At 70.8% G+C, this 13,870-nt stretch carries 11 protein-coding genes; 3 read left to right on the top strand and 8 right to left on the bottom strand.

Features of this window, described 5'->3' with window-relative positions; translation table 11 throughout:
- The first annotated feature begins 56 nt into the window (after positions 1-56).
- Together ACFUJY_RS23985 and ACFUJY_RS23980 are read left to right on the top strand one after the other, a co-directional pair.
- A complete protein-coding gene (locus ACFUJY_RS23985; RefSeq protein ID WP_383303036.1) occupies positions 57-866 on the top strand; it encodes a trans-aconitate 2-methyltransferase in 810 nt (269 codons plus the stop codon).
- Entirely contained in the window at positions 866-1,231 is a 366-nt protein-coding gene (locus ACFUJY_RS23980; protein WP_383303034.1) for a VOC family protein, read from the top strand. Before ACFUJY_RS23985 ends, ACFUJY_RS23980 begins: the two co-directional genes overlap by 1 nt.
- A gap of 66 nt (positions 1,232-1,297) precedes the next feature.
- On the opposite strand, the gene ACFUJY_RS23975 is transcribed toward ACFUJY_RS23980, so the two are convergent.
- From ACFUJY_RS23975 to ACFUJY_RS23955, 5 genes are all read right to left on the bottom strand, one after another.
- A complete protein-coding gene (locus ACFUJY_RS23975; RefSeq protein WP_383303219.1) occupies positions 1,298-3,061 on the bottom strand; it encodes an FG-GAP repeat domain-containing protein in 1,764 nt (587 codons plus the stop codon).
- Between the two features lie 164 nt (positions 3,062-3,225).
- Complete coding sequence (locus tag ACFUJY_RS23970; protein WP_383303031.1) at positions 3,226-4,974, bottom strand: FG-GAP repeat domain-containing protein; 1,749 nt, start codon at positions 4,972-4,974, stop codon at positions 3,226-3,228.
- Positions 4,975-5,153: 179 nt separating this feature from the next.
- Positions 5,154-6,833 (bottom strand): FG-GAP-like repeat-containing protein, encoded by a 1,680-nt coding sequence (locus ACFUJY_RS23965; RefSeq protein WP_383303216.1) that lies wholly within the window; start codon positions 6,831-6,833, stop codon positions 5,154-5,156.
- A gap of 265 nt (positions 6,834-7,098) precedes the next feature.
- Positions 7,099-7,785 (bottom strand): TetR/AcrR family transcriptional regulator, encoded by a 687-nt coding sequence (locus tag ACFUJY_RS23960; protein ID WP_143620829.1) that lies wholly within the window; start codon positions 7,783-7,785, stop codon positions 7,099-7,101.
- Positions 7,782-8,765, bottom strand: coding sequence for an acyl-CoA desaturase (locus tag ACFUJY_RS23955; RefSeq protein WP_383303029.1), 984 nt, complete (start codon positions 8,763-8,765; stop codon positions 7,782-7,784). Before ACFUJY_RS23955 ends, ACFUJY_RS23960 begins: the two co-directional genes overlap by 4 nt.
- Positions 8,766-9,100: 335 nt before the next feature.
- On the opposite strand from ACFUJY_RS23955, the gene ppc reads away from it, so the two are divergent.
- Complete coding sequence (ppc, locus tag ACFUJY_RS23950) at positions 9,101-11,830, top strand: phosphoenolpyruvate carboxylase (RefSeq protein WP_383303027.1); 2,730 nt, start codon at positions 9,101-9,103, stop codon at positions 11,828-11,830.
- 57 nt (positions 11,831-11,887) lie between these two features.
- On the opposite strand, the gene ACFUJY_RS23945 is transcribed toward ppc, so the two are convergent.
- From ACFUJY_RS23945 to ACFUJY_RS23935, 3 genes are all read right to left on the bottom strand, one after another.
- Complete coding sequence (locus ACFUJY_RS23945; protein ID WP_383303026.1) at positions 11,888-12,361, bottom strand: hypothetical protein; 474 nt, start codon at positions 12,359-12,361, stop codon at positions 11,888-11,890.
- Positions 12,362-12,415: 54 nt separating this feature from the next.
- Positions 12,416-13,009, bottom strand: a complete 594-nt coding sequence (gene pth / locus ACFUJY_RS23940) for an aminoacyl-tRNA hydrolase (RefSeq protein ID WP_383303023.1) — start codon at positions 13,007-13,009, stop codon at positions 12,416-12,418.
- A 111-nt stretch (positions 13,010-13,120) separates the two neighbouring features.
- Entirely contained in the window at positions 13,121-13,708 is a 588-nt protein-coding gene (locus ACFUJY_RS23935) for a 50S ribosomal protein L25/general stress protein Ctc (protein ID WP_383303020.1), read from the bottom strand.
- Positions 13,709-13,870 lie beyond the last annotated feature (162 nt).

Here is a 13,870-nt window from a genome sequence, read left to right as displayed (position 1 = left end):
GTCTCTTGAATTCGAGTGTCTTGACATCAAGATACCGTCGGCCGACCCTGGAACCCATGACCACACCCCTCTGGGACCCGCGGCAGTACCTGCGCCACGCGGACCACCGCACCCGCCCCTTCCACGACCTCCTGGCCCGCGTCCCCGACCCGCCGGACAGCCCCGGAGACACCCCCGCGCCCCGCATCGCCGACCTCGGCTGCGGCGCCGGCAACGCCACCGCCCTGCTCGCCCGGCGCTGGCCGCACGCCCGGATCACCGGCTACGACAACTCCCCGCAGATGCTGGAGCGGGCCCGCGCCCACACCACGGAGCTGCTCGACTTCGCCGAGGCCGACGCGGCCGTCTGGACGCCCCCGGAGCCGTACGGCCTGATCGTCTCCAACGCCCTGCTCCCATGGGTCCCCGGCCACGCCGCCCGCCTGCCGCTCTGGCTGGACGCCCTGCTCCCCGGCGGCACTTTCGCCCTTCAGGTCCCCGGCAACTTCGACCAGCCCTCGCACGTCCTGATGCGCGAACTCGCGGAGTCCCCGCGCTGGCGTCCCCGCCTCGGCGGCCTGCTGCGCCACGCGGACGCCGTGCTGAGCCCCGCCGGATACCTGGACGCGCTGACCGGGCCCGGCACCGCCGCCGACGTCTGGGAGACCACCTACCTCCACCTGCTGCCGGGCGAGGACCCCGTCCTGGACTGGGTCAAGGGCACCGGACTGCGCCCCGTGCTCACCGCACTCGCCGAGGACGAGGAGGCCCGGGACGCCTTCCTCGCCGACTACCGCGACCGCCTGCGCACGGCCTACCCGCGCGGCCCGCACGGCACGGTCTTCCCCTTCCGCCGCATCTTCGCCGTCGCCCACCGGGAGCCTTGATGATCGCCTTGCTCGACCACGTCCAGCTCGCCGCGCCCGCCGGCAGCGAGGAAGCCCTGCGCGCGTACTACCGGGACGCCCTCGGCATGACGGAGATCCCGAAGCCGCCGGTGCTCGCGGCCCGGGGCGGCTGCTGGTTCGCCGCCGGACCGGTCCAGCTGCACCTGGGCATCGAGGCCGACTTCCGCCCGGCCCGCAAGGCCCACCCGGGCCTGCGCGTCACGGACATCGAGGCGTACGCGGCCCGGCTGGCCGGGCACGGCGCCGAAGTGGTCTGGGACGACGCCCTGCCGGGCCACCGCCGCTTCTACAGCCACGACCCGGTGGGCAACCGGCTGGAGTTCCTGGAGCCGGTGACCGGCTGAGCCCCGGCACACGGCAGCGCCCCGCCCCCGCGGGTGCGGGAACGGGGCGCCGTACGCCACGCCGGCCTAGTACAGACCGTTGTAGATGTCCCAGCCGTAGCCGATCTTTACGCGCTTCTCGATGTCGCCGGTGCCGGTGGACGAGTAGCGGTACACGTCGCCCGCGCCGTCGACGCCGACCAGGTCGGCGAAGCCGTCGCCGTCGAGGTCGCCCGGGGCGGCGAACAGCTCGTACGTGTTGTAGCCGTAGCCGATCTTGACGCGGGCCGACAGCGGCTTCGCGGCGTCGCCGGTCCCCTTGTACAGGTAAAGGTCGCCCTTGGTGTCGCGGGCCACGACGTCCGCGATGCCGTCGCCGCTGAGGTCGCCGGCGCCGACGATCTTGTTGTACGTGTCGTAGCCGTAGCCGACCTTGACCTTGGCCGCGAACTTCGTGGCGGACCCGTCGCCCTGGTACAGGTACAGGTCGCCGCTGGTGTCGCGGGCCAGCAGGTCGCCCTTGCCGTCGCCGCTCAGGTCGCCGGGGCCGGTCAGGCTGTTGTAGACCTGCCAGCCGGAGCCGATCTGCTCGGCGCCGACCCAGAGGGTGCCCTTGTAGACCTGGAGGAGCTCGGCCCAGCCGTCGTTGTCCAGCGAGGAGGCCAGCGACAGGCTCACCTGGTTCCAGCCGGTGTCCGAGCTGTCCAGGTAGCGCGGGAAGAACTTCTCGTTGTTCCGGCTCTGGTACCAGTACAGGCTGCCGCCGGTGGTCCGCGCCTCCAGCTCCTGCTTGCCCCAGTGCGGGTTGCCGCCGGCGCCGGCGAACAGCGCGGCGGCGTTCCAGCCCTTGCCCGCCTCGACGCGCGCCTCGAACGTGCCGTCGCCCTTGGAGAGGTACGTGTACAGGTCGCCGCCCGGCTTACGGGTGACGATGTCGCCCAGGCCGTCGCCGTCGAGGTCGTCGAAGCTGACCAGCTGGTTGTAGATGTCCCAGCCGTAGCCCACCTTCACGCGCGCCGCGAAGGGCTTCGCCGCGTCACCGGTGCCGGCGTAGAAGTACACGTCACCGGCCGGCGTACGGGCGATGACGTCGCCCAGGCCGTCGCCGTTGACATCGCCGGCGCCGACGATCTGGTCGTACGTGTCCCAGCCGTAGCCCACCTTGGCACCGGCCTGGAAGGGCTCGCCGCTCACGTCGCCGGTGGAGATGTAGACGTAGATGTCACCCGCGGGCGTACGCGCGATCAGGTCCCCGCGGCCGTCGCCGTCCAGGTCGCCGGGGGCGGAGACCTTGTTGTACCTCTGCCAGCCGTTGCCCGACCAGGAGACGGGGCCGGTGCCGTCCGCGCCCTGGCTCCGGTGGAGCGAGAGCGTGCCCGTCGCCGAGAGCGTCAGGACCTCGGCCATGCCGTCGCCGTCGAGGTCGCCCGGCGTGATGATGTCCTTGGCCATCTCGAACGCGTCGGCACTGTCGATCGTGTACGTGTGCGAGTCGCCCCCCGAGTCCGTGACGGCGTACAGATTGCCGTCGAGGCCCCGGTACAGCATGTCGCCGGCGCCGTCGCCGTCGAGGTCCGCGCGCGGCTTGGCCGGGACGACGGAGGACGGGGACTGGGCCCCCGCCACGCCCGACGCGCCGGACTTCTTCTCCGCGGTGCGCTTCGGCAGGCCGAGCGTCGGCTGCCCGCCGAGCGCGGGAGTGGACTGCGCGGTGGCGCCGACCGGGGCGGGCGCGGAGTCATCGGCCGAGGCCGGGGCCGCCAGCAGCATGCCGGCGGAGAGAACGAGTGCGGTGCAGGCCGCGATCCGGCTCGCGCGCTTCGGGCGCGCGACGAAACGGCCGGGTTCCACAGAAGTCAAAGCCCCCCCAGGGGTGAAGTGGTGGAACCGGGAGAGACGCCTTCACGGGCACGCTACGTGCAAGGTGAAGCATTCCCGGGATGTGCCCAGACTCTACAGCGCCCCGCCCCCGCGCGTGCGGGAACGGGGCGTCATGGTCCGACTGTCGGACGGGCCTAGTACAGGCCGTTGTAGATGTCCCAGCCGTAGCCGATCTTGACGGGCTCGGAGAGCGGCTCGGAGGGCACGCCGGTGGACGTGTGGAGGTAGGCGTCGCCCTTGCTGTCGACGCCGATCAGGTCGGCCTTGCCGTCACCGCTGATGTCGCCCGGTGCGACCCACTGGCGGTAGATGTCGAAGTTGACGCCGATCACGGTGCGGTACTTCGTGAACGGTGCGGAGGCGTTGCCCGTGCTTCGGTACATGTAGAGCGTGCCGCTCGGCGTACGGCCCACCACGTCGCTCAGACCGTCGCCGTCGAGGTCGCCCGCGCCGATGATCTTGTCGTAGATGCCGTAGTTGAAGCCGACCTTGATCCGGGCCGCGAATCCGGTGCCCGATCCGTTGCCCCGGTAGAGGTACAGGTCGCCGGACTTGGTGCGGGCGAGCAGGTCGCCCTTGCCGTCGCCGCTCAGGTCGCCGGGGCCGATCAGGGCGTCGTAGTCGCCCCAGCCACCGCCGAGGCTCGAACCCTGGTTGTAGAGGGTGCCGCCGGAAATCTCCAGCAGGTCGGCGTAGCCGTCGTTGTCGAGCGACGAGGCGAGGCTGATGGCCGCGCCGGCCCAGCCGCCGTCGTCGCTCGCCTTCGTACGGGCGCTGAGCTTGGCGTTGTTCAGCCCGTAATACCAGTAGAGGGTGCCGCCGGTGGTCCGCGCCATCAGTCCGCTCTTGCCGAAGAAGGGGTTGCCGCCCTGGCCCGCGAAATGAGAGGAAACGTTCCAGCCGGTGCCGCCGGCCGTCCGCTTGAGGAAGGTGCCGTCGCCGGTGGACTCGTAGAAGTACAGCGTGCCGCCCGGGGTGCGCCCCAGCAGGTCGCCGAGGCCGTCGCCGGTGGCGTCGTCGACCGGGACGATCTGGTTGTAGACGTCCCAGCCGTAGCCCACCTTGACGCGCGCCTTGTACGGTGCGGCCGCGTCGCCGGTCCCCGCGTAGTAGTACACGTCACCGGTGAACGTACGGGTGTAGATGTCGCCGATCCCGTCGCCGTTGACGTCGTTGGCGCCGACGATCTGGTCGTAGACGCCCCAGCCGTATCCCACCTTGACGCCGGCCTTGAAGGGGGCGCCGGTGACGTTGCCGGTGGCGGCGTACAGGTAGAGGTCGCCGGACGGCGTACGGGCGAGCAGGTCGCCGCGGCCGTCGCCGGTCAGGTCGCCGGGGGCGGCGACCTTGTTGTACTTCTGCCAGCCCCTGCCGGACCAGTCGGCGTGACCGGAGGTGCTGGGGTCCAGGAGCTGGTGGATCGAGAGCGTGCCGTCCGCCGTCAGGGTGAACAGCTCGGGCGCGCCGTCGCCGTTCAGGTCGCCCGGCGTGATCACGTCCTTGAGCTGCTCGTCGGGGTCACCGGTGTGCACGGCGAACGCGTACGGGCCCGCCCCGTCGGCCGGAACGAGGGAGTAGTGACCGTCGATCCCGCGGTACAGCATGTCGCTGTAGCCGTCACCGTCCACGTCGAAACGCGGCGCGGCGGGAGCGGCAGCCTTCGCACTGTCGGAGGCCGCTGCCGAGGGCTTCTTCTTCGCCGGGTGCTTCGGCAGCGTCAGCGTGGGCTGCGCGTCGAGGGCGGGGACGCGGGGCTGGGTGGCGCGGTGCGGCGCGGGTGTCACGTCATCGGCCGAGGCCGGGGCGGCCAGCAGCATACCGGCCGAGAGAACGAGTGCGGTGCAGGCGGCAAGCCGACGCGCGCGCTTCGCGCGTGCAGGCATGGCACGGCCGGATTCCACAGAAGACAAGGCCCCCCCCAGGGGTTCGTGGTGGAACCGGGAGAAACGCCTTCACACGTGCGTCACGCGCAGCGTGAGGCACTCCCGGATGCTCGCGGACTCTACAGCGCCCCGCTCCCGTGAAACCCGGGAACGGGGCGCTGTGGCAACGCGGTTGTGGCCTAGTAAAGGCCGTTGTAGATGTCCCAGCCGTAGCCGATCTTCACGCGCTTCTCGACCTTGCCGGTGCCGGTGGACGAGTAGCGGTACACGTTGCCCTTGCCGTCGACGCCGACCAGGTCGGCGAAGCCGTCGCCGTCGAGGTCGCCCGTGGCGGCGAACTGCTTGTACGTGTTGTAGCCGTAGCCGATCTTGACGCGGGCCTTGAGCGGCTTGGTGGCGCTGCCCGTGCCCTTGTACAGGTACAGGTTGCCCTTGGTGTCGCGGGCCACGACGTCCGCGATGCCGTCGCCGCTGAGGTCGCCGGCGCCGACGATCTTGTTGTACGTGTTGAAGCCGTAGCCGACCTTGATCCGGGAGGCGAGCTTGGTGCCGTACCCGTTGCCCTTGAACAGGTACAGGTCACCGGACTTGGTACGGCCGAGCAGGTCGCCCCTGCCGTCGGCGTTCAGGTCGCCGGGGCCCACGATGGCGGTGTAGCCGCTCCAGCCGCCGCCGAGGCTCGAACCCTCGTTGTAGAGCGTGCCGTTGTACGTCTCCATCAGGTCGGCCATGCCGTCGTTGTCGAGCGACGACGGGAAGTTGATGGTCGCCCCGGCCCAGCCGCCGCTGTCGCTCGCCTTGATGCGGGCGCTGAGCTTGCCGTTGTTCTTCGCGTAGTACCAGTAGAGCGTGCCGCCCTTGGTGCGCGCCATCAGCTCGTTCTTGCCGAAGTCGGGGTTGCCGCCCTGGCCCGCGAAGAGGGACGCGACGTTCCAGCCGGTGCCGCCGGCCGTCCGCTTGAGGAAGGTGCCGTAGCCGGTGGACTCGTAGAAGTAGAGCGTGCCGCCGGGCGTACGGGCCATCAGGTCGCTGAGGCCGTCGCCGGTGAAGTCGTCCGTGGCGATGACCTGGTTGTACGTGTCGTACCCGTAGCCGACCTTGACGCGCGCCTTGTACGGCGACGCGGCGTTCCCGGTGCCCGCGTAGTAGTACAGGTCACCGGCGGGCGTACGGGCGTAGATGTCGCCGATCCCGTCACCGTTGACGTCGTTGGCGCCGACGATCTGGTCGTACGAGCTCCAGCCGTAGCCCACCTTGACGCCGGCCTTGAAGGGCCCGCTGCTCAGGTTGCCCGTGGCGGTGTACAGGTAGATGTCGCCCGACGGGGTGCGGGCGAGGAGGTCGCCGCGGCCGTCGCCGTTCAGGTCGCCCGCCGAGACGACCTTGTTGTACCGCTGCCAGCCGGCGCCGCTCCAGTAGGAGTAGGACGCCCCGGTGGAGCCCTGGCCCGAGTGGAGCGAGAGCGTGCCGGACGCGGACAGCGTGAGGATCTCGGGGCTGCCGTCGCCGTTCAGGTCGCCCGGCGTGATGACGTCCTTGAGGCGCTCCTCGTAGTCACCGGCGGTCACGGTGAACTCGTACGGGCTCGCCCCGTTCGCCGGAATGAGGTAGTAGCGGCCATTGATCCCGCGGTACAGCGTGTCGCTCCAGCCGTCGCCGTCCACGTCGAAGCGCGGCGCGGCGGGAACCACCGCCGCCTTCTCACCCTCGACGCCCGCGGCCGGCGACTTCTTCTTCTTCGCGGTGGGCGCGGGCAGCGTCAGCGTGGGCTGCGCGTCGAGCGCGGGGACGCGGGGCTGGGCGGCGCGGTGCGGCGCGGGGGTGGTGTCATCGGCCGAGGCCGGGGCGGCCAGCAGCATGCCGGCCGAGAGAACGAGTGCGGTGCCGGCGGCGAGCCGACGCGCACGCTTGGTGCGCGCGGGCGTGGCGCGGCCGGGTTCCACAGAAGTCAAAGTCCCCCCAGAGGTAAGTGGTGGAACCGGGAGAAAATCTTCACAGGTGCATTACATGCAGGGTGAAGCGTTCCCGGGATGCCCACAGACTCTACAACTGTGACCCCTGGGACTGAAGTGGTTTACCGATTAATCACTGAGCGGCCCGGCCGCGCCACGGCCGCCCGCACCGTCAGCTCTTCCGGTGCCCTATCAGCCGCGGTTTCGACTCCAGGTTCTCCAGACCGTGCCAGGCCAGGTTCACCAGATGGGCCGCGACCTCCGCCTTCTTCGGCTTGCGCGCGTTCACCCACCACTGGCCGGTCAGCGCCACCATGCCCACCAGCGCCTGCGCGTACAGCGGGGCCAGCTTCGGGTCGAAGCCGCGGGCCTTGAACTCCAGCCCCAGGATGTCCTCGACCTGGGTCGCGATATCGCTGATCAGGGAGGCGAACGTACCCGTCGACTGGGCGACCGGAGAGTCCCGGACCAGGATGCGGAACCCGTCGGTGTACGTCTCGATGTAGTCCAGCAGCGCGAACGCCGCCTGCTCCAGGAGCTCCCGCGGGTGCCCCGCGGTCAGCGCACCGGTCACCATGTCCAGCAGCTGGCGCATCTCCCGGTCCACCACGACCGCGTACAGCCCCTCCTTGCCGCCGAAGTGCTCGTAGACGACCGGCTTCGACACCCCGGCCCGGGCCGCGATCTCCTCGACCGACGTGCCCTCGAAGCCCTTGTCGGCGAACAGGGTGCGACCGATGTCCAGCAACTGCTCGCGGCGTTCCTTCCCGGTCATCCGCACCCGGCGGGCCCGCCGGGACGAAGGTGCACGGGTGTTCTCGCTGCCTGCGCTGGAGTCGGTCGCCACGTCGTCCATCATGCCGCGTCGGCCGCCGCGCGGTTGCGCCGGGACTCGATACGGGCGTCGTCCGGCCAGCGCACGTCGTACGCCCAGCCGGCCTGCTCGAACCAGCGGATGAGGCGCGCGCTCGAATCGATCTGACCGCGCATCACACCGTGCCGCGCGCTCGTCGGGTCCGCGTGGTGCAGGTTGTGCCAGGACTCACCGCAGGACAGGACCGCCAGCCACCACACGTTGCCCGACTTGTCCCGGGACTTGAAGGGGCGCTTGCCGACCGCGTGGCAGATCGAGTTGATCGACCACGTCACGTGGTGCAGCAGCGCCACCCGCACCAGCGAGCCCCAGAAGAACGCCGTCGCCGCACCCCACCACGACATCGTCACGAGACCGCCGACCAGCGGGGGGATCGCCAGCGAGATGATCGTGAAGGTCATGAAGTGACGCGAGATCCGGCGGATCGCCGGGTCCTTGATCAGGTCCGGCGCGTACTTCTGCTGCGGGGTCTGCTCCTCGTCGAACATCCATGCGATGTGGGCCCACCACAGACCCTTCAGCAGCGCCGGCAGCGTCTCGCCGAACCGCCACGGCGAATGCGGGTCGCCCTCCGCGTCCGAGAACCGGTGGTGCTTGCGGTGATCGGCCACCCAGCGCACCAGGGGACCCTCCACCGCCAGCGACCCGGCCACCGCCAGGGCGATACGGAGCGGACGCTTCGCCTTGAACGAGCCGTGCGTGAAGTACCGGTGGAAGCCGATCGTGATGCCGTGGCAGCCGATGAAGTACATCGCCACCAGCAGACCCAGATCGAGCCAGCTCACACCGCGGCCCCAGGCCAGCGGCACCGCCGCCACCAGGGCCACGAACGGCAGGATGATGAACAGCAGGAGCGCGATCTGCTCGATCGACCGCTTGTTGTCCCCGCCGAGCGTGGCGGAGGGAAGAGCCTGATCACCGGCCGCCGGGGCGGCGGCCTCGATCACATCGGGGCTGGTCTTCATGGGGAGTCCCCTGAGGGTGAGAACGGGACGGACAACCGTGGTTACGCACCCGTAACCTACGGCCTCGTAAGTATGGCAGCGCGGAGGCCCGCCCACGAGAGGGCGAAACACCGCGCACAGACGCACGAATTACGGGTAGACACACACCGCGTACCCCGCCCGGGCCCTCCGTCCACATCGATGTCCGTACGGGGCGCGAACAGCACCGAAAGCACGGACACCTATTCTGGAGAGGTCGGACAGCGCGGTCCGCACCCTGCTTTCCGGGGTGGCGTCGGCATTCGCCGACCGCGGTCCCGGGTCCCGTGCACAACCACTGCAAGGAGCCGCACACTGTGAGCAGTGCCGACCAGACCCCCGCCGCCAGCCCCGAGCTGCGCGCCGACATCCGCCGCCTCGGCGACCTCCTGGGCGAGACCCTGGTACGCCAGGAGGGTCAGGAACTCCTCGACCTCGTCGAGCGCGTACGCGCCCTGACCCGCACCGACGGCGAGGCCGCGGCCGAGCTCCTCGGCGACACCGGGCTGGAGACCGCCGCCAAGCTCGTCCGCGCCTTCTCCACCTACTTCCACCTGGCCAACGTGACCGAGCAGGTCCACCGCGCCCACGAGATGCGCGACCGCCGGTCCGCCGAGGGCGGCCTCCTCGCCCGCACCGCCGACCGGCTCAAGGACGCCGACCCCGAGCACCTGCGCGCCACCGTCAAGAACCTCAACGTGCGCCCCGTCTTCACCGCGCACCCCACCGAGGCCGCCCGGCGCTCCGTCCTCAACAAGCTCCGCCGCATCGCCGCCCTCCTGGAGACCCCGGTCATCGAGGCCGACCGCCGCCGCCAGGACCTCCGGCTCGCCGAGAACATCGACCTCATCTGGCAGACCGACGAGCTCCGCGTCGTACGCCCCGAGCCCACCGACGAGGCCCGGAACGCGATCTACTACCTGGACGAGCTGCACGCCAACGCCGTCGGAGACGTCCTGGAGGACCTGGCCGCCGAGCTGGAGCGCGTCGGCGTCGAACTCCCCGCCGGCACCCGCCCCCTCACCTTCGGCACCTGGATCGGCGGCGACCGCGACGGCAACCCCAACGTGACCCCCGCGGTCACCTGGGACGTCCTCATCCTCCAGCACGAGCACGGCATCACCGACGCCCTCGAACTGGTCGACCAGCTCCGCGGACTCCTCTCCAACTCCATCCGCTACACCGGCGCCACCGACGAACTCCTCGCCTCCCTCCAGGCCGACCTGGACCTCCTCCCCGAGATCAGCCCCCGCTACAAGCGGCTGAACGCCGAGGAGCCCTACCGGCTCAAGGCCACCTGCATCCGCCAGAAGCTCGTCAACACCCGCGAACGCCTCGCCAGCGGACGCCCCCACCGCCCCGGCTGCGACTACCTCGGCACCGCCGAGCTGGTCAGCGACCTGGCCCTCATCCAGGACTCCCTGCGTCGCCACAAGGCCGGGATCGTCGCCGACGGCCGCATGGACCGCACCATCCGCACGCTCTCCGCGTTCGGACTCCAGCTCGCCACCATGGACGTCCGCGAACACGCCGACGCCCACCACCACGCCCTCGGCCAGCTCTTCGACCGGCTCGGCGAGGAGTCCTGGCGCTACGCCGACATGCCCCGCGACTACCGGCAGAAGCTCCTCGCCAAGGAACTGCGCTCCCGCCGCCCCCTCGCACCCACCCCCGCCCCGCTCGACGCCGCCGGCGAGAAGACCCTCGGCGTCTTCCACACCATCAAGGAAGCGTTCGAGCGCTTCGGCCCCGAGGTCATCGAGTCCTACATCATCTCGATGTGCCAGGGCGCCGACGACGTCTTCGCCGCCGCCGTCCTCGCCCGCGAGGCCGGCCTCGTCGACCTGCACGCCGGCTGGGCCAAGATCGGCATCGTCCCGCTCCTGGAGACCACCGACGAACTGCGCGCCGCCGACGTCATCCTGGACGAGATGCTCGCCGACCCCTCCTACCGGCGCCTGGTCTCCCTGCGCGGCGACGTCCAGGAGGTCATGCTCGGCTACTCCGACTCCTCCAAGTTCGGCGGCATCACCACCTCCCAGTGGGAGATCCACCGCGCCCAGCGCCGACTGCGCGACGTCGCCCACCGCTACGGCGTACGGCTGCGCCTCTTCCACGGCCGCGGCGGCACCGTCGGCCGCGGCGGCGGTCCCTCGCACGACGCGATCCTCGCCCAGCCCTGGGGCACCCTGGAGGGCGAGATCAAGGTCACCGAACAGGGCGAGGTCATCTCCGACAAGTACCTCATCCCGGCGCTCGCCCGGGAGAACCTGGAGCTGACCGTCGCCGCCACCCTCCAGGCGTCCGCCCTGCACACCGCCCCCCGCCAGTCCGACGAGGCCCTGGCCCGCTGGGACGCGGCCATGGACACCGTCTCGGACGCCGCCCACGCCGCGTACCGCAAGCTGGTCGAGGACCCCGACCTGCCGTCGTACTTCCTCGCCTCCACCCCGGTGGACCAGCTCGGCAACCTCCACCTGGGCTCGCGGCCCTCCCGCCGCCCCGGCTCCGGCGTCTCGCTCGACGGACTCCGCGCCATCCCGTGGGTCTTCGGCTGGACCCAGTCCCGCCAGATCATCCCCGGCTGGTTCGGCGTCGGCTCCGGCCTCAAGGCCCTGCGCGAAGCCGGTCTCGACACGGTCCTGGAAGAGATGCACGAGCAGTGGCACTTCTTCCGCAACTTCCTCTCCAACGTCGAGATGACCCTCGCCAAGACCGACCTGCGCATCGCCCGGCACTACGTCGACACCCTGGTCCCCGACGAGCTCAAGCACGTCTTCGACGCCATCGAGGCCGAACACGCCCTCACCGTGCAGGAGGTCCTGCGCGTCACCGGCGGCGAGAAGCTGCTCGACACCAACCCCGTGCTCCAGCAGACCTTCGCCATCCGCGACGCCTACCTGGACCCGATCTCCTACCTCCAGGTCTCCCTGCTCGCCCGCCAGCGCCAGGCCGCCGAAGCCGGCGAGGAGGAGGACCCGCTCCTCGCCCGCGCCCTGCTGCTCACCGTCAACGGTGTCGCCGCCGGCCTCCGCAACACCGGCTGACCCGGCACCGCACGACGACGGGGCGCGGGGAACACCTCCCCGCGCCCCGTCGCACGTTCACAGCGCGATGAACGCCGCCAGCAGCAACGCCCCGCCCGCGGCCCCCGCACCCCACGCCGTACGCGTCAGCCGCAGGCCCCCGCCGATGACCACGGCCGCCAGCACCAGCGCCCCGCCCAGCGGCACCCACGCGTGCAGGAACCCCGGCACCCCCGTCCGCACCACGACATCCGTCCCCGGCTTCACCACCACCGGGAAACGGTCACCCCTCCGCGCCGCGACCGAACTGTCCACCGACACCCGCGCCCGCGCCCCGGCCCCGTCCCGCCCCGGCACGAACGGCCCCGTACAGACGTCGTCACCGCACCCCGTCACCGTCATCGTCCCGTGCTCCCGGCCCTTGGCCAGCACGATGTGGTGCGCCGCGTCCCACGACGTCAGCACACCCGCCACCAGCAGCACCACGACGACGAGGCCGCACACCGCACTGCGGCCGTACGACAGGGCACGGTGGGAGGGGTTCCGCTTCATGGGCCCAGATCCTTGGCCAGAGCCGTGCGACCGGTCAAGCCGGGCCCGTACCCCTCAGGAGTTGTACGCGGACTGCGCCCGCTCCAGACCCTCCGCCAGCAGGCACTCCACCGCGTCCGCCGCCCGGTCCACCTCGAACGCCAGCTCCTTGCGCTCCGTGGACGAGAAGTCCTTCAGCACGAAGTCCGCGACCTGCATCCGCCCCGGCGGCCGGCCGATCCCGAACCGCACCCGGTGATAGTCCGCACCCATCGCCTTCGTCATCGACTTCAGCCCGTTGTGCCCGTTGTCGCCGCCGCCCAGCTTCACCCGCAGCGTCCCGTAGTCGATGTCCAGCTCGTCGTGGACCGCCACCACATGGCCCAGCGGCACCTTGTAGAAGTCCCGCAGCGCCGCCACCGGGCCCCCGGACAGATTCATGTACGACATCGGCTTCGCGACCACGACCCGGCGGCTCAGCGGCCCGGGCGGCCCGATCCGCCCCTCCAGCACCTGCGCCTGGGCCTTGGGGGCGCGCTTGAACCTGCCGCCGATCCGCTCGGCGAGCAGGTCGGCGACCATGAAACCGACGTTGTGCCGGTTCGCCGCGTACTCGGGGCCGGGATTGCCCAGCCCCACGATCAGCCAGGGGTCGGTGGCGTCGGACATCGCGCGAAGTCTCCTCGTTCGTACGCGTACAGCGGCGTGGACAGGAAAACGGGGCGGCGGCTCCCGGAAAGGGAGACCACCGCCCCGTCAGTCAAGCAGGCGGGACGGGACTCAGCCCTCCTCGCCCTCACCCTCGGCGGAGTCGGCGGCCGGCTCCTCGGCCTGCGCGGCGACGACCTGGAGCACGATGGCGTCCTCGTCACCGGCGAGCACGGAGCCCTTGGGCAGCGGGATGTCCTTCGCGAGCACCGAGGCGCCGGCGTCCAGACCCTGCACGGAGACCGTGACGGACTCGGGGATGTGAGTGGCCTCGGCCTCGACGAGGAGGGTGTTCTGCACGTACTCCAGCAGGTTGCCGCCGGGGGCCAGGTCGCCCTCGACCTGCACCGCGATCTCGACGTTGACCTTCTCGCCGCGCTTCACGGTCAGCAGGTCCACGTGCTCGATGTCGCCCTTGAGCGGGTTGCGCTGCACGGCCTTGGGGATGACCAGGGCGTCCTTGCCGTCGATCTCCAGACCGATCAGGACGTTGGCGGTACGGAGCGCGAGCAGCAGCTCGTGGCCGGGAAGGGTGATGTGGACCGGCTCGGCACCGTGGCCGTAGACGACCGCGGGGACCTGGTGGGCACGGCGCGCGCGGCGGGCGGCACCCTTGCCGAACTCGGTACGGACCTGGGCGGCGAGCTTGATCTCGGCCATGGTGGCACTCCTCGTGGGGTGACGGAACAACGGACGGTCACCCGGCCATCAACTGGCCTGCTACGAAGAGCGCGCCGATAACGGATCGCCGTACATGAGTACGGCCTCCCTCGCCGAGCAACTCACTGAGTCTACCCGGCGGGGAGGCCGCACCCCAAAGTG

This window comes from Streptomyces sp. NPDC057249, from assembly GCF_042669245.1.
GTDB lineage: Bacteria > Actinomycetota > Actinomycetes > Streptomycetales > Streptomycetaceae > Streptomyces.
This window is presented reverse-complemented; position numbering and strand designations above follow the sequence as displayed.

Coding starts and splice junctions, on each gene's coding strand:
- ACFUJY_RS23960 (WP_143620829.1), bottom strand. CDS start 7,785: ATGATGGACGACGTGGCGACCGACTCCAGCGCAGGCAGCGAGAACACC.
- ACFUJY_RS23980 (WP_383303034.1), top strand. CDS start 866: ATGATCGCCTTGCTCGACCACGTCCAGCTCGCCGCGCCCGCCGGCAGC.
- ACFUJY_RS23970 (WP_383303031.1), bottom strand. CDS start 4,974: ATGCCTGCACGCGCGAAGCGCGCGCGTCGGCTTGCCGCCTGCACCGCA.
- ACFUJY_RS23935 (WP_383303020.1), bottom strand. CDS start 13,708: ATGGCCGAGATCAAGCTCGCCGCCCAGGTCCGTACCGAGTTCGGCAAG.
- ACFUJY_RS23955 (WP_383303029.1), bottom strand. CDS start 8,765: ATGAAGACCAGCCCCGATGTGATCGAGGCCGCCGCCCCGGCGGCCGGT.
- ACFUJY_RS23945 (WP_383303026.1), bottom strand. CDS start 12,361: ATGAAGCGGAACCCCTCCCACCGTGCCCTGTCGTACGGCCGCAGTGCG.
- ACFUJY_RS23985 (WP_383303036.1), top strand. CDS start 57: ATGACCACACCCCTCTGGGACCCGCGGCAGTACCTGCGCCACGCGGAC.
- ACFUJY_RS23965 (WP_383303216.1), bottom strand. CDS start 6,833: ATGCTGCTGGCCGCCCCGGCCTCGGCCGATGACACCACCCCCGCGCCG.
- pth (WP_383303023.1), bottom strand. CDS start 13,009: ATGTCCGACGCCACCGACCCCTGGCTGATCGTGGGGCTGGGCAATCCC.